General features: G+C 71.3%; 19 protein-coding genes. 12 read left to right on the forward strand and 7 right to left on the reverse strand.

From position 1 onward, the window contains the following. Window positions 1-61 precede the first annotated feature (61 nt). From AB0B90_RS36705 to AB0B90_RS36725, 5 genes are all read left to right on the forward strand, one after another. Window positions 62-583, forward strand: coding sequence for an anthrone oxygenase family protein (locus AB0B90_RS36705; RefSeq protein ID WP_362926546.1), 522 nt, complete (start codon window positions 62-64; stop codon window positions 581-583). 331 nt (window positions 584-914) lie between these two features. After that, window positions 915-1,601: a response regulator transcription factor gene (locus AB0B90_RS36710; RefSeq protein WP_350941276.1), complete on the forward strand. Its 687-nt coding sequence runs from the start codon at window positions 915-917 to the stop codon at window positions 1,599-1,601. Beyond that, window positions 1,598-3,298, forward strand: a complete 1,701-nt coding sequence (locus AB0B90_RS36715; RefSeq protein ID WP_362926547.1) for a HAMP domain-containing sensor histidine kinase — start codon at window positions 1,598-1,600, stop codon at window positions 3,296-3,298. The genes AB0B90_RS36710 and AB0B90_RS36715 overlap by 4 nt, the downstream gene beginning before the upstream one ends. A gap of 186 nt (window positions 3,299-3,484) precedes the next feature. Further along, window positions 3,485-4,624 carry a serine hydrolase domain-containing protein gene (locus AB0B90_RS36720; RefSeq protein WP_362926548.1) on the forward strand — a complete coding sequence of 380 codons (1,140 nt, stop codon included), beginning with the start codon at window positions 3,485-3,487 and terminating at the stop codon, window positions 4,622-4,624. Between the two features lie 238 nt (window positions 4,625-4,862). After that, window positions 4,863-6,158 carry a hypothetical protein gene (locus AB0B90_RS36725; protein WP_350941281.1) on the forward strand — a complete coding sequence of 432 codons (1,296 nt, stop codon included), beginning with the start codon at window positions 4,863-4,865 and terminating at the stop codon, window positions 6,156-6,158. A 195-nt stretch (window positions 6,159-6,353) separates the two neighbouring features. Here the strand turns inward: AB0B90_RS36725 and AB0B90_RS36730 are convergent, their stop codons facing one another. The 4 genes from AB0B90_RS36730 to AB0B90_RS36745 all read right to left on the reverse strand — a co-directional run bounded on the left by AB0B90_RS36730 (window position 6,354) and on the right by AB0B90_RS36745 (window position 11,046). Beyond that, window positions 6,354-7,385, reverse strand: coding sequence for an ABC transporter ATP-binding protein (locus AB0B90_RS36730; protein ID WP_350941283.1), 1,032 nt, complete (start codon window positions 7,383-7,385; stop codon window positions 6,354-6,356). Continuing rightward, window positions 7,382-8,116, reverse strand: coding sequence for a molybdate ABC transporter permease subunit (gene modB / locus AB0B90_RS36735; RefSeq protein ID WP_350943511.1), 735 nt, complete (start codon window positions 8,114-8,116; stop codon window positions 7,382-7,384). Before modB ends, AB0B90_RS36730 begins: the two co-directional genes overlap by 4 nt. A gap of 232 nt (window positions 8,117-8,348) precedes the next feature. Beyond that, complete coding sequence (locus AB0B90_RS36740; RefSeq protein ID WP_350941284.1) at window positions 8,349-8,756, reverse strand: helix-turn-helix transcriptional regulator; 408 nt, start codon at window positions 8,754-8,756, stop codon at window positions 8,349-8,351. Between the two features lie 130 nt (window positions 8,757-8,886). Continuing rightward, entirely contained in the window at window positions 8,887-11,046 is a 2,160-nt protein-coding gene (locus AB0B90_RS36745) for an ATP-dependent RecD-like DNA helicase (protein WP_362926549.1), read from the reverse strand. A 1,200-nt stretch (window positions 11,047-12,246) separates the two neighbouring features. On the opposite strand from AB0B90_RS36745, the gene AB0B90_RS36750 reads away from it, so the two are divergent. After that, complete coding sequence (locus AB0B90_RS36750; RefSeq protein ID WP_362926550.1) at window positions 12,247-12,717, forward strand: hypothetical protein; 471 nt, start codon at window positions 12,247-12,249, stop codon at window positions 12,715-12,717. Window positions 12,718-12,989: 272 nt separating this feature from the next. Here AB0B90_RS36750 and AB0B90_RS36755 read toward each other — a convergent pair whose 3' ends face one another. Continuing rightward, window positions 12,990-13,994, reverse strand: coding sequence for a YafY family protein (locus tag AB0B90_RS36755; protein ID WP_362926551.1), 1,005 nt, complete (start codon window positions 13,992-13,994; stop codon window positions 12,990-12,992). Between the two features lie 63 nt (window positions 13,995-14,057). On the opposite strand from AB0B90_RS36755, the gene AB0B90_RS36760 reads away from it, so the two are divergent. From AB0B90_RS36760 to AB0B90_RS36775, 4 genes are all read left to right on the forward strand, one after another. Then, complete coding sequence (locus tag AB0B90_RS36760) at window positions 14,058-15,173, forward strand: epoxide hydrolase family protein (RefSeq protein WP_362926552.1); 1,116 nt, start codon at window positions 14,058-14,060, stop codon at window positions 15,171-15,173. A 369-nt stretch (window positions 15,174-15,542) separates the two neighbouring features. Beyond that, complete coding sequence (locus AB0B90_RS36765) at window positions 15,543-16,454, forward strand: helix-turn-helix transcriptional regulator (RefSeq protein WP_350941293.1); 912 nt, start codon at window positions 15,543-15,545, stop codon at window positions 16,452-16,454. Window positions 16,455-16,790: 336 nt separating this feature from the next. Next, on the forward strand, window positions 16,791-17,762 hold the full coding sequence (locus tag AB0B90_RS36770) for a hypothetical protein (RefSeq protein ID WP_362926553.1): 972 nt from the start codon (window positions 16,791-16,793) through the stop codon (window positions 17,760-17,762). A gap of 25 nt (window positions 17,763-17,787) precedes the next feature. Further along, on the forward strand, window positions 17,788-17,910 hold the full coding sequence (locus tag AB0B90_RS36775; RefSeq protein ID WP_362926554.1) for a hypothetical protein: 123 nt from the start codon (window positions 17,788-17,790) through the stop codon (window positions 17,908-17,910). 122 nt (window positions 17,911-18,032) lie between these two features. Here the strand turns inward: AB0B90_RS36775 and AB0B90_RS36780 are convergent, their stop codons facing one another. Beyond that, window positions 18,033-18,938 carry an AraC family transcriptional regulator gene (locus AB0B90_RS36780; protein ID WP_350941296.1) on the reverse strand — a complete coding sequence of 302 codons (906 nt, stop codon included), beginning with the start codon at window positions 18,936-18,938 and terminating at the stop codon, window positions 18,033-18,035. Window positions 18,939-19,095: 157 nt separating this feature from the next. Between AB0B90_RS36780 and AB0B90_RS36785 the strand changes: the two genes are divergently transcribed. Then, window positions 19,096-19,401 carry an antibiotic biosynthesis monooxygenase gene (locus tag AB0B90_RS36785; RefSeq protein ID WP_362906704.1) on the forward strand — a complete coding sequence of 102 codons (306 nt, stop codon included), beginning with the start codon at window positions 19,096-19,098 and terminating at the stop codon, window positions 19,399-19,401. A 34-nt stretch (window positions 19,402-19,435) separates the two neighbouring features. Continuing rightward, on the forward strand, window positions 19,436-20,410 hold the full coding sequence (locus AB0B90_RS36790) for an alpha/beta hydrolase (protein ID WP_350941300.1): 975 nt from the start codon (window positions 19,436-19,438) through the stop codon (window positions 20,408-20,410). Window positions 20,411-20,610: 200 nt separating this feature from the next. Here the strand turns inward: AB0B90_RS36790 and AB0B90_RS36795 are convergent, their stop codons facing one another. Then, complete coding sequence (locus AB0B90_RS36795; protein WP_350941302.1) at window positions 20,611-21,081, reverse strand: MarR family transcriptional regulator; 471 nt, start codon at window positions 21,079-21,081, stop codon at window positions 20,611-20,613. Between the last annotated feature and the right edge of the window lie 46 nt (window positions 21,082-21,127).

Here is a 21,127-nt window from a genome sequence, read left to right on the forward strand (position 1 = left end):
AAACATGGAAACGCGCTTCTCGACCATGGACCGTCTCAATCCACGCCGGTTCACTGGTCCCATGACTGCGATGTCGCTCTTCCGAGGCCCCGCGCTGGTCGCGGCGGCCATCACCATGGGACTCATGGCGGGTCTCTTCTACGCCTACACCTGCTCCGTCATGCCCGGCCTGGCCCGGACGGACGACCGGACCTTCGTGAGCGCGATGCAGCGGATCAACGTGGCGATCCTCAACGGCTGGTTCGCCGCCTGCTTCGGCGGCGCGCTGGTACTGACCGTCCTCGCCGCGGCGCTGCACCTCTCCCAGGACGCGCGGCCCGTGCTGCCCTGGATCGTGGCCGCGCTCGTCCTCTACGTGGTGACGCTCGCCGTCACGATGGGGATCAACGTGCCGCTGAACAACGCCCTCGACGCGGCCGGGGACCCCGACCGCGTCACCGACCTCGCGGCGGTGCGGACGAGGTTCGAGGCGGCCTGGGTGCGCTGGAACCTCGTCCGCACGCTGGCGTGCGTGGCCGCCTTCGGCTGCCTCACCTGGGCTCTTGTCGTGTACGGGCGCACCGGGCTGCCGAACGGATCGTGACCGGGCGGGTCGGTCGGAGGGATGTGCGGCCGAGCAGACGACGGCTCGGGGGCACGACCGGGCGGATGGCGGCCCGGAGATGACCGGGCGGGTCGGTCGGAGGAAGGTGTGGCCGGGTGGACGACGGCCCGGGGGCACGACCGGGCGGTGGTGCCCCGGATTGTGACCGGGACCTGGTGGGGCTGCCCGGTCCGTGTGGACTTCTGCCAGGATGCCGTCTGTCGCCGCCTCCCGCCCCGGAGTGGATCGGCACACCCAGCGGATCGGCACCCCCGGGGAGGCCGGTTCCGCCCCCCGCATCCTGACCACTGACACGCACGGGAGCCCTTCGATGACCGGGTACCGGATCCTCGCCGTCGACGACGACCCCGCGATCCTGCGCTCGTTACGGCGCGGCCTGCGCCTGGAGGGCTTCGGCGTGGAGACCGCGGACTCCGGCGAGCGGGCCCTGGAACTGGCCGAAGGCACAGCGCCCGACGCGATCGTCCTCGACGTCTCGATGCCCGGACTGTCGGGCATCGAGGTGTGCGCCCGCCTGCGGGCGCGCGGAACGGAGGTTCCGGTACTGATGCTGTCGGCGATGGACGAGGTCGCCGACCGGGTGGCGGGGTTGGCCGCGGGAGCCGACGACTACGTCGTCAAGCCTTTCGACCTCGGTGAACTGGTCCTACGGCTGCGTGCCCTGCTGCGCAGGGCCGGGCGGGCGGCCGGCGAGACGGTCAGGGTGGGCCCGCTCACGGTCGACCCGACCGCCCGCCGGGTCACCGTGAGCGGCAGGGAGGTCGAGCTGACCCGCCGGGAGTTCGACCTGCTGGAGGTGCTCGCGTACAACGCGGGGGTCGTACTGTCCAGGTCGGTGCTGCTGGAACGGGTCTGGGGGTACGACTTCGAGGTGACCGGCAACGCCGTGGACACCTTCGTGAGCTACCTGCGGCGCAAGCTGGAGGCCGGGGGTGAGCCGCGCGTGGTGCACACGGTGCGCGGGGTCGGGTTCGTGGTGCGGGACGGGCACCGGTGAGGCTCTCCACCCGGTTCGCGGCCTGCCTGGCCACGCTCGTCCCGCTGCTGGTGCTGCTGGGCGGCCTGCTCGTACTGAACCTGGTCTCCCGCGACCTGCGCGCCGAGCGGGACGAGCAGATGGCGACGCGGGCGCACGCGCTGGCGCCGCTCGCCACCTCGTACTCCTGGCGCGTCCGCATGACCCCCCGCCTACCGCCGGACCTCATCGCGCAACGACTCGCCGGGGCCGCCGCCATGGGGGCCGGCAGCCCCGGCGGGATACGCGTCGAGATACCGGGGAGCACGTCGTTCGACATGGGAGAGGTACCGGCCACGACACCCGCCGTGGCCGGTGAGGGGCCGGCCACCTTCGGCGAAGGCGCGCGGGAATGGCGGTTCGTGGTGTCCGACCTGGGTCCGCGAGGGGGCGCGGGCCGCCTGTGGGTGTTCGAGTCCGAGGAGCACCTCGACCGGCGGCTCGGAGTGCTCCGCAGCCGGTTGGCGCTGGTCACCCTGATCTCGGCGGGGGTGGGCGTCGTCGCCGGTCTCGCTCTCGGCAGGTTCGCGGTGCGTCCCCTGGCGGTACTTCGCGGCCAGGCGCGGGGAATCGGCGCGTCCCCCGTGGGGGAGACACGGCTGGAGACCGCCTCCGGGGTCACCGAGATCGACGAACTGGCCGGCGTGCTCAACGATCTGCTGGACCGGCGTGACGCGGCGGTGACGCGCACCGGCGAGGCGTTGGAGACCGCCCGCGCCTTCGCCGCCACCGTGGCGCACGAGCTGCGGACGCCGCTGACCAGCATGGGCACCAACCTGGAGTTGCTCGGCCACCCCGGACTGGATCCGGTGGAGCGCGCCGAGATCGTCGCCGATCTGAGTGCGGAACACGGCCGGACACAGCGGCTGATCACGATGCTGCGCCGACTGGCGCGCGGCGAGCTGGTCGAGCCCGCGGCCTTCGCCGAGACCGATCTGGCGGAGATCACCGCCGTCGCCGTCGAGGAGGCGCGGCGCCGCCACCCGAGGGCCGCGATCGCCTTCTCCCCCACGGCCGACCTGCCGGTACGGGGATGGGCCGAAGGACTCCGGATGATCGTGGACAACCTCCTCGACAACGCCGCGATCCACGGCACGGATGCCCCGGACCACCCTGACGGTAAGGACAGGGTGGTCCGTCCTGATGGCGCGGACAGCGCGGACGCCGTGAGCGGCCTGGACAGAGCGAACAACACAGACAGCACAGACCGCACGGACAGCGGCATGGGCAGTGCGAGTGCCAGGGACGGCACAGACCGCACGGACAGCGGCATGGGCGGCACGAGTGCCAAGGACGGCACCGAGGACACCGAGGACACCGAGGACACCGAGCGTGCCACGATCACGGTGACGCTGTCCGCCGACGGTACGGTCGCCGTACTCGCCGTTCAGGACGCGGGACCGGGGATACCGCTCGCCGAACGCGACTCCGTCTTCACCAGGTTCCACCGCCGACCCGGCAGCCCGGGTTCGGGCCTCGGTCTCACCCTCATCCGCCAGCAGGTGGCTCTGCACGGCGGCACGGTCACGGTGACCGACCCTGAACAGGGCCGCGGAACGCGCGTCGAGGTGCGGCTGCCCGCCTCGTCTCCCCTCTCCCCCCGCTCCCCGACGCGACCCGACGAGCGTCCTCCCGAGGTCGGCTCCTGGCTCACCGAGCCGCGCCGGTCCCCGCCGTAGACCCGCTGAATCTCCGCCGTGGACCGTGCGGGAGATTTGGGATCTCCGCGTAGTCCGTGCCGGAGACCCGCAGTGGGCCGTGCCGAAGTCCCGCAGTGGGCCGTGCCAGAAATCTGCCAAGAAAGTGCGTCATGATCCCCGCCGTACGCGAGCGGCTCACCCCGCCACCGAACCCACGGGGGGAACATGAACATCCATCGCCTGCGAGTACCCGCGATCGCGACGGTCGCCGCACTCACGCTGATCGGCTCGGCGGCTCCGGCCGGAGCCCTGGCCATGACGTCGGCCTCCCTCGCACCGGCCTCGTCACCGTCCGCGCCGGTCGTCGCCGAGGCCGGTGCCTTCGACCTCGTACGACCATCGGCGAATCCGGTCAGACTGCGGAGCGACCCGAGAAAGCTCTCGGTGACCTACACCTACGAGGGTGACGAGCGCACCCTCGACGACTTCCTCGCGCGCACGAAGACCAACGGCTTCGTCGTCCTGGACGGCCAGAAGATCGTGGACGAGCGCTACGTCGAGGCCGACCGCAACACCCGGTTCCAGTCCTGGTCGATGGCGAAGTCCTTCACGTCGGCCGCGATCGGCATCGCCCTGCAGGAGGGCCACATCCGCTCGATCGACGACCAGGTCACCCGCTACCTTCCCGAACTGCGCGGCTCCGGCTACGACGGGGTGTCCATCCGCAACCTGCTGCGCATGTCGTCGGGGATCGCCTGGGACGAGCGCTCCGACATCCCCAAGGTGCAGATGGCCGTGAAGCGGGGCCGGTCGGTCGAGAAGCTGGCGGCGCGGCAGGTGCGCGGCTGGAAGCCCGGCAGCAGGTTCGAGTACACCAGCATGAACTCCTTCGTGCTCGCCGACATCGTCAGCCGCGCCACGGGCACGCCGTACCACCGGTACGTGGAGAAGAAGATCTGGCAGCCCGCCGGCATGGAGTCCACGGCGCGTATCGAGAAGGACGCCACCGGCGACAGCCTCGGCTACTGCTGCTACCACGCCACCGACCGCGACTTCGCCCGGTTCGGCCTGCTCTACCTGCGTGACGGCAAGGCGGCGGGGCGCCAGGTCGTGCCGAGCGCCTGGGTGAAGAAGTCGACCACGCCCTCCGCCTCCTTCAACGCCGGCTACGGGCTGCACTGGTGGCTCGGTGACGGCGGCGAGGGCGACTTCATGGCCGCCGGGTTCGGCGGGCAGTACGTCTACGTCTCGCCCAAGCACGGCGTGGTCGTCGTCAAGTCGACCGTCTCCACCTCGGCCCACGACCAGCGCGAGGCGCTGGTCGCGTTCCGCGCCGTGGCCGCCGAGGTGGCGAAGAGCCGCTGACGACGACCCACCCGCACGGGGGGGCGGAAGCCGGATCGGCCGGGGGCCGACCGCGAGGACAGGCCGGGGGACGGCGCGTCCTTCCTGCCTTCCGCCGGAGGCATCGGCATCGGAGTTCCGGACCAAAGGTCCGGCATCAAGGTTCCGGAACCGGGCCTCCGACATCGGAGCTCAGGCATCAGGCTCCGGCTTTCCCGTGCCATCGAAAACACCTATCGCAAACAGGGGGACATCTCACATGACCAGCACGAAATCCGGTCCTCGGCGCTCTCTTCGCCTTCGAGGGCTGCTCGCAGCGTTGGGAGTCGGCGCGCTCATCGCCTCTCCGCTCCCACAGGCCGCCGCCGCGACCGCCGCACCGCCGGTGACACCGGACTGCTCCTGGAAACTCCGGGTGAGCGCGGACACCGTCAACGTCTTCTTCCCCGACACCGCGGCGTCGTACTGGGTGCTGCCGTTCACGGTTCAGGACCGTCTGCGGATCAAGCTCTCGGGTGAGTACGCGGACAGCCGGTACACCTCGTTCAACGTGTACAAGGACGGCGGAGGGTCGTTCACGTTCAACGGTGTCGGCTCGTCGCTGCCCGACCACCTCATCGACCCGGACCCGGGCAGTGTCAACCCGTGGCAGCAGCAGGCGGAGCCAGGCGGGCGTTACACGGTGACCGTGAGCTCCGACGCGGCTCCCGGCCAGGTCAACACGCTTCCCCTCGCTCCCGAGGGCACCGCGGAGGGCGCGGACGGCTACGTTCTGCTGAGGGCCTACCTGCCGGCCGACGGCGACTTCTCGCGGGTGCCGCTGCCGTCGGTCACCTTCGAACGCGACGGCGTCTCCACGCCGGTACCCCGGTGTGAGAGCACCGACACACCCACGCAGGCGCAGATGGAGGCGCTCGAAGGACTCCGCATGGACCCGCCGCTCGCCGAGCCGGAGCCGATGAGGTTCGCCCGCGTGAAACTCGACACGCGGCGCGTCGGCGGCTTCCCGAACGCGGACGCCGCCTACCTCAGCGCGACCGTCCCCCCACCGGCCGACCGCGAGGTCGTCGTCGTCCGGGGCAAGGCGCCGCGCGCCTCCGCCGGTTCCCACCCCTCGCCGTGGCCGGGGACGGACAAGGACGTGCGCTACTGGTCCATGTGCACGAACCTCACCTTCCCGCTGCTCCCCGTGGTGGTGAACAACCTGCCGAACGGGACGGTCAGCTACGGGTGCCGCAGCGACGACGAGACCGCGCTGGACTCCACCGGCCACTACACGTACGTGATCGGCAGGGAGTCGCAGCGCGCGGCGATCGAGAGGATTCCGGGGGTGACCTTCCTGCCGTTCTCCACGACGCAGCCGAGGGCCGCGCACACCGTCCTGCTCCGCAACATGGTGGTGGACGAGAACTTCGCCGAGGCCGTCCAGAACGTCCCCGAGGACGGTGACCCGGCCTCCGCCGCCGCCGTGATGGGCCCGTACCACCCGAAGGTCTCGGTCTGCTCGCTCGCCGACCTGGCCACGGGCGGCCCGCGGAACTGCCCGCCGGTCTAGGCGTCCGCCGCCCGCCGGTCCAAGCGTCCGCCGGGGCGAGTCCCGTCAAGGGGGCGGGGATTCGCGCCGGCGGACAGGGGCGTGTGCGGCGAGCACGGGCCGGTTCTCTCTCGCCTTCGCTCGCCGCGGCCCCACGCCCGCCCGGCCGCCCGGCTCTCGGCTACCCACCCGGCTCTCGGGCCGCACGGCTGCCGATCACGATGGGTAGGCGTGGGTCTCGGTGGCCTTGACCGACGCCCAGATCCGCTGCCCGGGAGTGAGGTCGAGATCCGCGACGGCGGCGGGGGTGACGTCCGCGGAGGCGGTGATGGGTCCCTCCAGGTGGATGCGGACGCATGAGCCGTGCCGTTCGATACCCTCGATCGTGGCCTCCCAGAGATTGCGCGGGGTGCCGTCGGGACGGGTCCGGTAGAGCGCGACCGCGCCGGGCCGGAAGGCGACGAACGCGGGGCCCTCCAGGTTCTCGGCGACGCTGAAACGCACCTCACCGACGGTGACCTGCCGTTCGGCGGCGAGTCCCCGGTAGAGGTTGAGGCCGACCAGACGGGCGACGTAGTCGGTGCGCGGGCGGCGGGCGACCTCGGCGGGGGCGCCGCGCTGCACGACGGCGCCGTTCTCGATGACGACCAGCTGGTCGGCGAGCACCATGGCGTCCAGCGGATCGTGGGTGACCAGGACGGTCGCGCCCTCGAAGTCGGCCAGGTGGCGGCGGAGCCGGGAGCGGATCTCCAGGCGGGTGTGGGCGTCGAGGGCGGCCAGTGGTTCGTCCAGCAGCAGCAGGCGGGGGCCGACGGCGAGGGCACGGGCCAGTGCGACGCGCTGGGCCTGACCGCCCGACAGCTGCCGGGGTTTCGCCGCGGCGTACCCGGCCAGGCCGACGCGTTCCAGCCAGGCGGCGGCACCGCGCCGCGCCTCCGCTCTGGAGGCGCCGCGGCAACGAGGTCCGAAGGCGACGTTGTCCAGGACGGACAGGTGTGGGAAGAGCAGGTAGTCCTGGAAGACCATGCCGATCGGGCGACGTTCGGACGCCAGGGGATGCAGCGCCTCGCCGTCCAGGAGGATCCGCCCGCCGGACAGGGCGGTGAGCCCGGCCAGCGCGCGCAGCGCGGTGGTCTTGCCCGCGCCGTTGGGACCGAGCAGTGCGACGACCTGACCGGCCGCGACCTCCAGTTCGATGTCCAGGCGGAAGCGGGGGCGGGTGACGACGAGATGGGCGTCGAGGGTCACGGGCCGCTCACCCACCGGTCGCGCAGGCCGGCCAGGATGATCACCGAGACGGCGAGCAGGACGAGGCTGAGCACGATCGCGGCCTCGGGTTCGGTCTCCAGGGCGAGGTACACGGCCAGCGGCATGGTCTGGGTCCGGCCGGGGAAGTTGCCGGCGAAGGTGATGGTGGCCCCGAACTCGCCCAGCGCGCGGGCCCAGCACAGCACGGCTCCCGCGACGATGCCCGGGACGATCAGGGGCAGGGTGACACGGCGGAAGATCACCCAGCGGGAGGCGCCCAGCGTCGCGGCGGCCTCCTCGAACCGCAGGTCGGCGGCGCGCAGCGCACCCTCGACGCTGATGACCAGGAACGGCATGGCGACGAACGTCTCGGCGACGACGACCCCGGCCGTGGTGAACGGCAGGGTGATGCCGAAGGTGGAGTCCAGCCACTGACCGACCAGGCCGCGCCGTCCCAGGACGAGCAGCAGGGCGACCCCGCCGACCACCGGGGGCAGCACGAGGGGGACGGTGACCAGCGCCCGTACCAGACGACGGCCGGGGAAGTCGACCCGGGCCAGCAGCCACGCCAGCGGCACGCCGAGCAGCAGGCACACCAGCGTGGCCACGGTCGCGCTCACCAGCGACAGGCGCAGTGCCTCCAGCACCCGCGGCTCGCCCAGCCTCTCCAGCAGGGTGGACCAGGGGGCGCGCGTCAGCAGCCCGACCAGCGGCAGCGTCAGGAAGACCATGCCCGCCACGGCCGGCAGCACCAGCACCCAGGGCAGACGGCCCGCCACCCCGCCGTCGCGCACCCCACCGGACGCACCGCCCGCACCACCGTTGGCCGGACCGCCGCGTACCCCGCCGGGAAGGTCTCCCGGCACGCCGCCGGACGGACCGTTTGGAACGGCGTCGGGGCCACCCGCTACCCCGTCGGCCGGGCCACCCGTTACGCCGTCGGACGGACCACTCACGGCGCCGTCAACCCGTCGTACGGGCGTGGTCGGCGATCTCCACGACCACGTTGGTGGACTTGATCACGGCGACGGCCGTCACGCCCACCGCCAGGCCCAGCTCGTCGGCGGCCTGGCGGCTCATCAACGACACCACCCGGTACGGTCCCGCGGCGATCTCCACCTGGGCCATCACCGCGTCCCTGATCACTTCGGTCACGATCCCGCGAAAGCGGTTTCTGGCCGAGGAGTGCCCCGTGCCCTCCTCGGACTCGATCCGGGCACGTGCGAACGCCGCCAGATCGACCCCCTCCACCATCCGGTGGCCGTGCTCGTCCCGCCGGGCCACGAGCCGTCCGGCGTCCACCCACCGGCGGACGGTGTCGGGGCTCACTCCCAGCAGCGCGGCGGCCTCGCTGATCCGAAACGTCGTCACGAGCAATCACCATACCTTCGCATATTCCTACCTAGGACCCACTCCCCCATGGCATTCGCGCCGAGATTCGTCCTCCCGCCGTGGTGCGAGGCACCGGGCCGCAGTAGGTCCTCGGGTAGGCCCTCGAAGGTCAGTCGGGGGCGATCTCGTAGTGGAGGCCCGCGCCGAGGCTCAGCGCGAGCCTGCGGGCGAGCCCCGTGTTGCGGCGGTGGTCCAGCCGGTTGACGGCCATCTCCAGGGCCTTGCGCTCGCCGACGACGACCACCCACGACCGTGCCCGGGTGAGCAGGGTGTAGAGCAGCTTGCGGCGCAGCATGACGCCCCCGGACTCGGTGACGAGCGGCGCGACCACGAAGGGATACTCGCTGCCCTGGGAACGGTGGACGCTGATGGCGTACGTGTGGGTCAGCTCGTCGAGCTCGCCGAAGCCGTACTTCACGGTCTGCCCGTCGTCGGTGCGGATCTCGACGACCCTCTCCTCGGGGGTGATGGCGGTGACCGTACCGGTGTCGCCGTTGAAGACGCCCTTGTCGTAGTTGTTGCGGATCGGCATGACACGGTCGCCGACCCGGAAGGCGGAGGCGCCCGACCAGTGTTCGGCGACCCCCTCACGAGCGGGGTTGAGCCGTTCCTGGATCATCCTGCCGAGTTCGGCCGTCCCCGTCAGGCCCCTGCGCATCGGGCACAGGACCTGGACCTGGTCCGGGCTCACCCCCTGCTTGCGGGGGATCGCCACCGTCGCCAGGTGCAGCACCCGCTCGGCGACCTGCTCGGGGTCGTCGACCTCCTCGAACCAGAAGCCTCCCCCGCCGGGAGTCGCGGGCACCTCGCCCGCCCTCACCCGGCGGGCGGCCCGGATGATCCCGCTGCCCTCCGCCTGGCGGAAGACGCGGGTCAGGCGCATCCGCGCGATCGTCTCGACGCGCAGCAGGTCGGCGAGCACGCTGCCGGGGGCGATGCTGGGAAGCTGGTCGCTGTCGCCCACGATCAACAGGTGGCTGCCGGGCGATATGGCCGCGGTGAGGCGGGTGGCCAGGCTCAGGTCCAGCATGGACGCCTCGTCGACCACGATCAGGTCGGCCTGCGCGGGCGTCTGCTCGAACAGCGTGCCGCTGTCGGGATCCGGCTGGTGGGCCAGCATCCGGTGCACGGTCATGGCGGGCAGGCCGGTGAGTTCCGACAGGCGCTTGGCCGCCTTGCCGGTCGGCGCGGTGAGGGTCACCGTGCCGCCCATCGCCCGCACGGTCGCCGCGATGGTCTTGACGGTGTGGCTCTTCCCGCAGCCCGGACCGCCGGTGAGGACGGAGACGGTACTGGTGAGCGCCATGTTCACCGCCGCCCGCTGGTCCTCGTCCAGCCCGGGATCCTCCTGGAAGGTGCGCATGGGCAGCGTCGAGGGAGCCTCCCAGAGCCTGGTCAGCTGGTCGGCGAGCGTGACCTCACGGCTGTGGGTCTCCTTCAGATAGACCACGGCCGTCGCCTGGCCGTCGGGCGACGCCTCGACGACCACGCGTCGGTCGGCGACGAGTGCGTCGACCATCCGCGCGACGAGGTCGTGGTCCTGCTCGACGAGCTCCGCGGACTGGGCGATCAGCGCGATCAGGCGTACGTAGCAGTGTCCGTCGCGGCTCGCCGCCGTCTCCAGCCTGTCCAGGATCGCCGCCTTGACCCGCTGCGGGCTGTCCTCCGCGACCCCGGAGCGCAGCGCGATCCTGTCCGCCGTGGCGAAGGCGATGCCCCTCACCTTGCCGATGAGCCGGTACGGGTCGGAGGTGAGCACCTCTCCCGAGTCGGCCCCGAAGACCTGGTATATCTTCGCCGCGAGCAGCGGGCTGATCCCGAAACCCTGCAGGACCACCATGAGCTCGGCGATCGCCTTCTGCTCCTGCCACGCGTCGGCGATCTGGGCCTGCCGCGCGGGGCCGATGTTGACGACCTCGGTGAGCCGTCCCGGCTCGGTGTCGATGACCGTCAGCGTCGCCTCGCCGAAGTGGCTCACGATGGCGTGGGCGAGCCTCGGCCCGATGCCGCGGATCAGGCCGGAGCCCAGATAGATGCGGATGGCCCGGACCGTGGCCGGAACCAGCCGCTCGCACGCGACGACCTCGAAGCGCCTGCCGTACCGCGGGTGGTCGCCCCAGTCACCGACGAGCCTGAGCGTCTCCCCCGGCTGGACCCCGCCAAGGGCCCGGCCGGAGGCGACGAAGCCGGGCATGCCCTCGGCGCTCATCCGCGCGATCGTGTACTCGTCCTCGCGGACGTACACCAGTTGCTCGACAGATGCCTCCACGGCAGAAAACAACCCCCGTACCGGCTCACCTCATCCTTCGCACATCAGACCAGCTCACCCGGTGTCCCCACAAGCCGTCGCCACCCGCCCGCACCCCGGGCCGCCGTCGTGGCGGGCTGGGGTGGTGACGGGCGACGACGGGCGGTGCCGGGCACGCCGGGACCGCTGGATGTGACGTACGAATCGCCGGCGCGGGCGAGCCACCGACGACGGTGAGGACCGGACCGCTACGCGCCAGGCTCACCCGGTGCCCGCCGGTGGAGGTGCCTCCCGAACGACCCGCGATCCGTCAGCGGCCGATGGCCCTGGGTCCCGGACCGGGAGGCAGCGGAGCCGGGTACGGAGGCCGCCCCGGTCCGGGGGGCAGCGGAGCCGGGTACGGAGGCCGCACGCCCGGATACGGAGGCCGCCAACCCGGGTAGCCGCTCGGGTACGGAGGCCACCCGGGATAGGGAGGCCGCCAACCCGGGTAGCCGCTCGGGTACGGAGGGCGCCAGCCCGGGTAGGGAGGCCGCCAACCCGGGTAGGGAGGGCGCCAGCCCGGGTAGGGAGGCGGGTATCCGACCGGATATCCGCCGGGGTAACCCCCCGGATACCCACTCGGGTAACCCGACACGGGCACGCAGTCGTACTGCGGGCACGGCGTGGTGAAGCACTGCTTGGGCGAGGGGACGCAGACGCGACCCGGACCGCAGTTGATCCCCGCGCACGGCGATCCCGGAAGGCACGTACCGGACGTCTGCGCGGCGGCGACCGACCGGGCCGCCGAAGCGGCCGGCGCCACCTCCGCCCAGGCCTTGGTCGCGATGGCGGGTGATCCGGCCGCCGCGACCGCGACCAGGATCGGGATCAGTTTTCGAAGCATTTTTCCCCCAGATGTCATGATCGGTTATGACTCTCCGACGATGCTGACACCGGCCTTACCTGCTAACGGCAAACTGGATCCCAGCAAGTCGGATGGCTTGTCGGGAGTCGGATCTCGACGCTGTCGCACCGATGGAAATCCAGTGGTTTCACCCTTTTTCCGCACTCGTCGGTCCGGGGTGAGGTCCACTCACAGGCATGAACGGAGGCCGACGTCACCCCGAACCGACGCCACGGGCGATCAGGCCTCCTCAGGAATCGGGTGGCCCGCACCCCTTGACGTTAACTTGAAGCATCGAAGCGATTACTCACAGTGATTACGGTGCATGAGGTCACATGCCAATCAACCCTCAGCACCAACGGGAGCACCCCATGCACACCCGCACCACTGCGACGGCGCTGGCCGCGTTCGGCCTTCTCGCCACCCTGACCACCGTCGGCGCCACCGCCACCACCGCCGTCGCCGCCACCGCCCCGGCCCCCTGCGCGCAGGAGCAGCTCGCGCTGATGAACGCCGAGGACGCCCTCACCGACGTCGACGCCCTACCGGAGGTCAAGGCCGCCCACGCCGCCCTGATGAAGGCCGGTGCCGCCGCGAACATCGACCAGCTCTCCCAGAAGGTGGCCCTGCAGCAGCTCGGGGTCAAGGCTCCGGCGCTGGACCCCGCCGCGAGGAAGATGGTGGAGGCATACAACGCCGCCGGAGCCAAGTACGTGCAGGTGCGCGACGCCGCGCTCATGAAGATCGCGCCGAAGCGTCAGGACTCCAGGGACACGCTCAAGAAGTGCCTCGTCGCCCACTCGTGAACCCGGCACTCGTGAACCCGACCGGGTGAACCCGAGCGAGTGAAACGGACCGGGTGAACCCGAGCGAGTGAACCCGACCGGGTGAAACGGACCGGAGTCCCCGAGGCCGCGACCGGGGCGACACGCCCCCGGCGATCGGGGACTCCGACCGGATCCGCGCGGAAGGCGGCGTTCGACGACGGCCCGACGACGGCCCGACGACGACTCGACGCGGAAGGCCGCGCTCGACGACGACCGCCCGGCGGTTTCCGAAGGCGGTTCCTCAAAAGACGTCACCCCTCCGGAAAAGACCTCACCCCTCCGCGTGGACCGACGTGGACCGGCGTGGAGCGGGCGTAGCGGGCCGCGAGGGCCCGCATGTGCTCGACGAGCTCCGGGGGCTCGGTGACCTCGAAGTCCAGATCGAGCATGCCGAGATACACGGCGATCACGTGCAGGCTGTCCGCGCCGGTGTTCAGCACGCAGGTGTGCTCGTCCACGGCCTCCACCACGCCGACCGCGGGGTTGACTCGCTCGGTCACGACGTCGGCGGGCGCGTGGACGACGACCCGTGCCCGGTGGCGCCAGGCCGCCGCCGAGACCCCGCGCGCGACGTACGCGGCCGCGCCGCCCTCCGGCGGATCGCGGGGCGGAAAGCGCGGGCCGGTGGGGGTGCGCGGTTCGACGCGATCCATCCGGAAGGTGCGCCAGTCCTGACGGTCGACGTCCCAGGCGACGAGATACCAGCGGCGTCCCCACGCCACGAGCCGATGCGGTTCGACGATCCGTACACTGGCCGACCCGTCGTGGGCGCGGTAGTCGAACCGTACCCGTTCCCCGTCGCGGCAGGCGGCGGCGAGCACGGTCAGCACCTCGGGGTCGACCACCGGGCCCGGACTGTCCGCGGGCACGGGTTCGACGTAGGTCTGCAACGCGTTGACCCGGTGGCGCAACCGGGAGGGGAGCACCTGCTCAAGCTTGGCGAGGGCTCGCACCGACGTCTCCTCGATGCCGGCGACGGTGCCTCCGGCTGCGGTCCGCAGACCGACCGCCACCGCGACCACCTCCTCGTCGTCGAGCAGGAGCGGCGGCATGACGGTCCCCGCGCCCAGGCGGTAGCCCCCGTCGGTGCCCCGCGTCGCGTTCACGGGATATCCGAGCTCGCGCAGCCGGTCGACGTCACGGCGCACGGTCCGCTCGCTCACGCCCAGCCGATCGGCGAGGGTCGCGCCGGGCCAGTCCTTCCTGGCCTGCAACAACGACAGCAGGCGCAGCAACCGCGCCGAGGTTTCCAACATGTCCCCAACCCTGCCAGGACTTCAGGACAGAAGCTGACCGGAAGGGTCCGTAGTGTTCCGATCATGAGCGAAAACGCCGAGATCAAGCCCTTCCGCATCGACGTCCCGCAGGCCAGGCTGGACGACCTCCACGAACGGCTCGACCGCACCCTCTGGCCCGACGAGCTGCCGGGCGCCGGCTGGGACTACGGCGTCCCCGTGGAATACGTGCGGAATCTGGCCGAATACTGGCGCCACGAGTACGACTGGCGGGCCCACGAGTCCGAGATCAACCGGCACCCGCAGTTCACCACCGAGATCGACGGGCAGAACATCCACTTCCTGCACATCCGCTCGCGACACGAGAACGCCCTGCCGCTGATCCTCACGCACGGCTGGCCCGGCTCGATCGTGGAGTACCTGAAGCTCATCGAGCCGCTCACCGACCCCGAGGACCCGGCGCGGGCGTTCCACCTGGTCATCCCCTCGCTGCCCGGCTTCGGCCTCTCCGGTCCGACCAGGGAGAAGGGCTGGAACCGGTACCGCATCGCCGGGGCGTGGGCGGAGCTGATGCGGCGACTGGGCTACGACCGCTACGGCGCCGTCGGCAACGACGGCGGCTCGCTCATCTCCCCCGAGGTCGGGCGGATCGACCCCGAACACGTCGTCGGCGTGCACGTCACCCAGCTCTTCTCCTTCCCCTCCGGCGATCCGGCCGAGTTCGAGAGGATCACCCCGGAGGACCAGAAGGCCCTGGAGGTGCTGCAGAAGTTCTACGACACCAAGATGTCGTTCAACACCCTGCACTCGCAGCAGCCGCAGACCCTGTCATACGCGATCTTCGACTCGCCCGCCGGGCTGCTCGGCTGGAACTCGCAGCTGTTCGGCGACAGCGCCGACGTCGACGCCGACTTCGTCCTGACCAACACGATGCTCTACTGGCTGACCGGCACCGCGACGTCGGCCACCCGGCTCTACTACGAGGACGCGCGCGCCGAACACCCCACCGAGCCCACGAAGACGCCGACCGGCCTCGCGATGTTCGACGGTGACTTCGTGTCCATGCGCACGTTCGCCGAGCGCGACCACACGAACATCGTGCACTGGAAGTCGTACGACCGCGGCGGCCACTACGCCGCTCACATCGTGCCCGACGTGCTCGCCGAAGACCTGCGCACCTTCTACGACGGCCTGCGCTGACCCCCTGACCACCGCCGGGCACCTCGCCGTGGCGGCGCCGTCGCCGGCTTCCGCGAGCGGCCCGATCGGGGAAGCCGCCGGCGGCCGAGCAGGCGGACCCGCAGATGAATCAGCGGGCGGACCGGCAGGTGGACCGGCGGATGGATCAGCGGGTGAACCGGCGGCGGACCGGCACCGGCTGCGGGCTCCTCCCAGCCGGTGCCCCCGACCGGAAGCGACGCTCACGGGCTCTCGTCGAAACGAAGAACCGAGTCGTCGAAGGGGGGACGCGCTCATCCTGGGGGCCGGGGCTCGCGCGAACCAGACCCCGCCGATCCCTACCCCGGCGGGGTGAGGCGCGGATCGCCGGCCGCGCGCATACTCGGTTGCATGAACAAGCACGGCCATCTCGCCGACTTCCTGCAGACACGCCGGGGCCAGCTGCGGCCGGAGGACGTCGGGCTGCGGACCTACGGCGAGCGGCGCCGGGTTCCCGGGCTGCGGCGGGAGGAGCTCGCGATGCTCGCGGGCATCAGCGCGCCCTACTACACGCGCCTGGAGCAGGGCCAGTCACACAACGCCTCGCGCGAGGTGCTCGACGCCATAGCGAACGCCCTGCGGCTTGACGATGCCGAGCGTGCCCACCTGCACGCCCTGGCCCGCGCACCGAGACGGGGCGGACTCTCGGGCCGGCCGCGTACCGAACGCGTCACCCCGGCGACCGCCGCTCTGCTGGCGGCCCTCGGGAGCACACCCGCCATCGTGATCGGCCGCCGCAGCGATGTCCTGGCCTGGAACCGCGAGGGCCACGGGCTGTTCGCCGGTCATCTCGACCGGGACGGCCCGAACGTCCCCGGCCGGCGGCCGAACATGGCCAGGCTGGTGTTCCTCGACGCGCACACCCGTGACCTGTACGCCGACTGGCCCGCCAAGGCCAGGGCCGTGGTGGGCAACCTGCGCCTGACGGCCGGGAGACATCCGGACGATCCGCTGCTGGCCGAGCTGATCGGCGAGCTGACCATGCGCAGTCCCGAGTTCGCCGTGATGTGGGCCGACCACCGGGTCCTGGCCTGTGATGTCGCCGACTACGAGATGCGCCACCCCCTGGTCGGGACGTTGACGGTCACCCAGCAGACGCTGCAGAGCCCGCAGGGGAACGGCCCGGCCCTGGTGGTGGCCACGGCCGCCCCCGGCTCCCCCTCGGCGACGGCTCTGACCCTGCTCTCCCAGGCCATCGCACCGCGAGAGGCGACACAGGAAGCGAACCGGCCGCGCATCGGCGCGGAGAGCCGTACCACCTGACCCGAGCCCCTCCATCGGCCGAGGAGGCCGAGGAGGCCGGGGCGTCCGGGCGCGTCCGAGCCCGAGGGCGTCCGGTGCGTCCGGGCGCGTCTGGTCGCAGCGTGTCCACCACGCCCTCTCTCCACCGTGCCGCCCTCCCCTCCACCGTGCCTCCCGTCGAGACCGGCCTCGCGCTCGGCGACCCGGTGGCACGGTCTGTACCGCCTCCCGGCCGCCCCCGTCTCCGGCCGCCCTCATGCCCGCCGGTCGGCGGCACGATCACGACCTCCCCAGAACCCCCTCTCGACCACGGCGCCGCGCCGCGGCTGCCGCATGCCGGAAAACAGTGAAGGAACCATGTCCAAGCGAAGCATCAAGATCACCCTGTCGGCCCTCCTCATGACCGCGGCCACCATGACCGCGACCGCGCCGGCCAACGCGACGTCTCCCAAGGGACCACTGACGGACGTGCGGATCGCCACCCACTTCGACCTGTCGGCGGGCCAGATGCCGGAGAACATCGCCCTGCTGCCCGACGGCACGGCGAACATCACCTTCGCCGCCAGCCGCCAGGTGGCCCAGGTCACCCCCCAGGGCAAGACGCGCATCCTGGCGACCCTGCCCGCGCCCGCCGACGGCGGGGTCAACACGCCGATCCTCGGCTTCCCCCTGGCCACCGGCATCGCCCACACCTCTGACGGCACCGTGTACGTGCTGTACGCGACCGGCACGGCCGACCTGACGGGGCTGTGGCGGCTGCGCCACGGCAAGGCCCCTCGGCGCATCGCCGCGCTGCCCGCGAACGGCCTGCCCAACGGGCTGGCACTGGACGGGAAGGGCGAACGGCTCTACATCACCGACTCGGTGCTCGGCACCGTGTGGACCGTCCCCGTCACCGGCGGCACACCCACCGCCTGGTCCACCGCTCCCGAACTCGCCTCCACCGGTTTCCTCGGGGCCAACGGCGCGAAGGTACACGGCGGCGCGCTGTGGGTGACCAACCTAGACCGGGGCACCCTCCTGCGCATTCCGGTCCGCCCGGGAAACCGGGCGGGAACGCCGCAGGTCAAGGCATCGGGCCTGGTCGGTATCGACGATTTCGCCTTCACCGGTCGCGGCGACGAGATCCTCGCGGCTCTCAACGCCCCCAACACGGTCGTACGCATCAAGCCCGACGGCACCAGCACCACCGTTCTGGACACCGGCGACGGACTTCAGAACCCCACCTCCGTCGCGCTGCGCGGCGATGACGTGTACGTCCTCAGCGCCGCCTACACCACGGCCACCGACCCCAACCTGCTGCGCGCACACCTGCGCAAGCACCCGTAAACCCGCCACGGTACGACTACAGGGCATGGTCACGGCCACCGTGACCATGCCCTGCCTCCAAGGAAGTGTGGCCCACCACGGTACGGACAACAGGGCACGCATCATGGGCGACGTCACTCCCGGCGACATGGAGGCGCCCCAGGTCTAGGCGACGAACGGACCGGTCCCGTCATCGGCGGCCGGTCCTTCGTCATGCCCACGGCCGGCCGGCCCGCGGACGGCGGCTACCGAAATGCGGGCCGGTGCCCGGCCTTCGGGCCGGGGAGCGCGTCAAGCGAGAGCCGGTGACAGGCGGGACGTCGAACCGCGCAGGCGGGCGGCGTCCTCGCTCGGCGGCACGCCGAACTGGCGGCGGTACTCCCGGCTGAACTGTGACGGGCTGTCGTAGCCGACGCTGTGACCGACGCCGGTGACGTCGTTGGAACGTGTGGCGAGCAGGAGCCTGGCCTCCTGCAACCGGATCTGCTTCTGGAACTGGATGGGGCTCATCGCGGTGACCGCCTGGAAGTTGCGGTAGAAGGCGGACACGCTCATGCCCGCGAGTCGCGCCACCTCCTCGACGCGGAAGGGCCGCGTGTAGTGGTCGCGGATCCACCGGACGGCGCGGGCGATGTGGGCGAGGCTGCTGTCGGCGAGTCCGAGCTGGCGTACGACGGCGCCCTGCTCGCCGGTGATGACCCGCCAGAGGATCTCCCGCTTGATCATCGGTGCGAGCACCGCGATGTCGCGCGGCTGGTCGAGCAGGCGCAGCAGCCTGACGACCGCGTCGACGAGCGCGTCGGGCGCGTCACTGACCGCCATGCCGGACGGGGCTCCGCCGCCGGCGGGCGGTAGGTCTCCGGGGGCGGCCTGCAGCAACAGCTCGGCGACGGTGGCCGGGTGCAGGACCAGGCCGAAGCCCATCGCCGGCCGTTCGGGGCTCGCCTCGGTGAAGTGGCCGGTGATCGGCATGTCGACCGAGGCGAGGAGATACTGCCCGGCACGGTATTCGTACACGCGGTCGCCCAGCGCGATCCGTTTCGCGCCCTGCGCGATGAGCGCCAGCACCGTGCCCGACATCGAGGAGGACGGTGGGCTCGGCCGCTCGACCTTCGAGACCAGGACACCGTCGATGGCGGTGGTCATGTCGGGCCGGGCGTGGCGGTCGAGCAGGGAACGCAGCTCCTCAAGGTCCATGCCCTCGATTGAAGCACAGGCCCGATACTCCTCAAAGAAAGAGTATTAGGCAAGGGCGAGAGAGCATCTCTCTAACGTTTTCCCTGGTCGCGCTGCTTTCATGGAGTTGCAAGCATCGCAGGAGCAAACGCGAGCTCCACGAACAAGGAGATCCCCCATGATCGTCGGCCACGGTTTCCACGCCACCATGACCGCGCAGCCCGGAAAGGGTGACGAGCTGGTCGAGTTCCTGCTCAACGCGCCGTCCCTGCCCAACGAGGACTGCGTCGTCTTCCTGGTCGGCCGCTCGGCCGGTGACCCGGACACCGTCCACGTCACCGAAGGCTGGACCAGCCGGGAGACCCACGCCAGGTTCTTCGCGACCGAGGAGGCGCAGGCGCTGGTCGCGAAACTCCAGTCACTGCTCGTCGGCGAGTCCCTCTACACCGACGAGGTGCCGGTCGGCGGCAAGGCCGCCTTCTGACCCCTCCGGCCGACCCCCGCGAAAGGAACTCACCATGACATCGGTACGCCCCGACCTCGACCCCGAACTGCGCGCGCTGCTCGCGGAGATGCCGCCCATGCCCCCGCTCGGCCCCGAGGTGCTCGCCCAGCTGCGCCAGTACCCGCAGACGCCGATCGACACCCTCCTCGAAGGCCGCGCCGTCGACCGGCGCGAGGTCACCGTCCCCACTCCGGACGGCACGATGCTCCCGCTGTCGATCATCAGTCCCGCCGGGACCGACCGCACCACACCGGCACCGTGCGTCTACTGGATCCACGGCGGCGGGATGATCATGGGGGATCGCTTCTCGCAGATCGACATCCCCCTCGACTGGATCGACCTGCTCGGCGCCGTCGTGATCTCCGTGGACTACCGGCTCGCGCCGGAGGCGACGGGCACGACCCTGGTCGAGGACTGCTACCAGGGCCTGCTCTGGATCGCCGAGAACGCCGAGGACCTGGGTATCGATCCCGCCCGCGTCGTCGTCGCGGGCGCCAGCGCCGGCGGGGGCCTCGCCGCCGGGGTCACCCTGATGGCACGCGACCGCGGCGCCCCGGCGATCGCCGCCCAGGTGCTGATCTGCCCCATGCTCGACCACCGCAACGTCACCACCTCCAGCCGTCAGTACTCCGGCGGGCACGGTGTCTGGACCCGCGAGATGAACGAGTACGGGTGGCGGTCGGTTCTCGGCGACCTCACCGGCCAGGACGTGTCCGGCTACGTCTCACCCGCGATGGCCGACGACCTCTCGGGCCTGCCCACCACCTACATCGACGCCGGCACCGCCGAGGTCTTCCGCGACGAGGACGTCGACTACGCCACCAGGATCTGGGCGGCCGGAGGCCAGGCGGAACTCCACATCTGGGCGGGAGGCTTCCACGGCTTCGACGCGCTGTATCCGCAGGTACGCCTCTCGGCCGCGGCGCGCCGGACGCGCGACGACTGGCTCACCCGGGTGATGAGCCCGGACCATGCCCCGAAGGCATGACCCCGGACCACGAGCCCAGGTCATGAGCCCTGATTCCGGCACGTGGGCGCCGCCCCGGCCGATGCCCCCGTACAGGCACGGCCTCGGGTCAGATGTCCGGAGGAACGGGGCGGAGACCCGCCGCCCGCACCCCCCGCCCACGACGAACGAGAAGACCGACGCCGTACGCAACCGCCGGGCCCGCGCGCTCGAAGAGCGGGTCAGTGAGAACCCGGCGCGGCTCGCAACACGTCGAGTTCCTCGTTCATCGCGTCTAGGAAGGCGGCCACGGTGCGCAGTTCCTCCGGGCTGAAACGCCGCAGGACCTTGTCCGTGCTGTGGCCGAGCGGGCGGAAGAAGACCGCGGCGAACTCCTGCGCGGCGTCGAGGTAGTGCAGGTGAACCACGCGCCGGTCGTGCACGTCGCGAACCCTGCGGATGTGCCCGGCCCGTTCCAGCCTGTCGAGGCACGCGGTGACGGCCCCCGAGGTGAGGTTCAGCTGCTCCGCCAGCCGGCTCGGGGTGATCGGCGACGGAGCGTCGAAGATCTTCATCAGGGCCTGGACGTCGGTGGGGTGCAGCCCGTGCTGGTGGGCGAACTCGTGGGCGATGCGGTTGAACTCGGCGGTCATCCTTCGCAGTCGCATCGCGAAGGCCAGCCGGTCGATGCCCTCCCCGCTGTCGCCGTTCATGACGCCATGCTACATTACTTCAATTATTGAGATACTCGATGATTGA

Source organism: Streptosporangium sp. NPDC049078, assembly GCF_040648855.1.
In the GTDB taxonomy this organism is placed as follows: domain Bacteria; phylum Actinomycetota; class Actinomycetes; order Streptosporangiales; family Streptosporangiaceae; genus Streptosporangium.

Excerpts from the sequence above, each read along its gene's own strand:
- AB0B90_RS36790 (WP_350941300.1), top strand. The coding sequence starts at position 19,436 with ATGACATCGGTACGCCCCGACCTCGACCCCGAACTGCGCGCGCTGCTC.
- AB0B90_RS36710 (WP_350941276.1), top strand. The coding sequence starts at position 915 with ATGACCGGGTACCGGATCCTCGCCGTCGACGACGACCCCGCGATCCTG.
- AB0B90_RS36760 (WP_362926552.1), top strand. The coding sequence starts at position 14,058 with ATGAGCGAAAACGCCGAGATCAAGCCCTTCCGCATCGACGTCCCGCAG.
- AB0B90_RS36705 (WP_362926546.1), top strand. The coding sequence starts at position 62 with ATGACTGCGATGTCGCTCTTCCGAGGCCCCGCGCTGGTCGCGGCGGCC.
- modB (WP_350943511.1), bottom strand. The coding sequence starts at position 8,116 with ATGGTCTTCCTGACGCTGCCGCTGGTCGGGCTGCTGACGCGCGCCCCC.
- AB0B90_RS36780 (WP_350941296.1), bottom strand. The coding sequence starts at position 18,938 with ATGGACCTTGAGGAGCTGCGTTCCCTGCTCGACCGCCACGCCCGGCCC.
- AB0B90_RS36720 (WP_362926548.1), top strand. The coding sequence starts at position 3,485 with ATGAACATCCATCGCCTGCGAGTACCCGCGATCGCGACGGTCGCCGCA.
- AB0B90_RS36785 (WP_362906704.1), top strand. The coding sequence starts at position 19,096 with ATGATCGTCGGCCACGGTTTCCACGCCACCATGACCGCGCAGCCCGGA.
- AB0B90_RS36775 (WP_362926554.1), top strand. The coding sequence starts at position 17,788 with ATGGTCACGGCCACCGTGACCATGCCCTGCCTCCAAGGAAGTGTGGCC.
- AB0B90_RS36750 (WP_362926550.1), top strand. The coding sequence starts at position 12,247 with ATGCCAATCAACCCTCAGCACCAACGGGAGCACCCCATGCACACCCGC.
- AB0B90_RS36755 (WP_362926551.1), bottom strand. The coding sequence starts at position 13,994 with ATGTTGGAAACCTCGGCGCGGTTGCTGCGCCTGCTGTCGTTGTTGCAG.
- AB0B90_RS36770 (WP_362926553.1), top strand. The coding sequence starts at position 16,791 with ATGTCCAAGCGAAGCATCAAGATCACCCTGTCGGCCCTCCTCATGACC.
- AB0B90_RS36725 (WP_350941281.1), top strand. The coding sequence starts at position 4,863 with ATGACCAGCACGAAATCCGGTCCTCGGCGCTCTCTTCGCCTTCGAGGG.
- AB0B90_RS36765 (WP_350941293.1), top strand. The coding sequence starts at position 15,543 with ATGAACAAGCACGGCCATCTCGCCGACTTCCTGCAGACACGCCGGGGC.
- AB0B90_RS36795 (WP_350941302.1), bottom strand. The coding sequence starts at position 21,081 with ATGAACGGCGACAGCGGGGAGGGCATCGACCGGCTGGCCTTCGCGATG.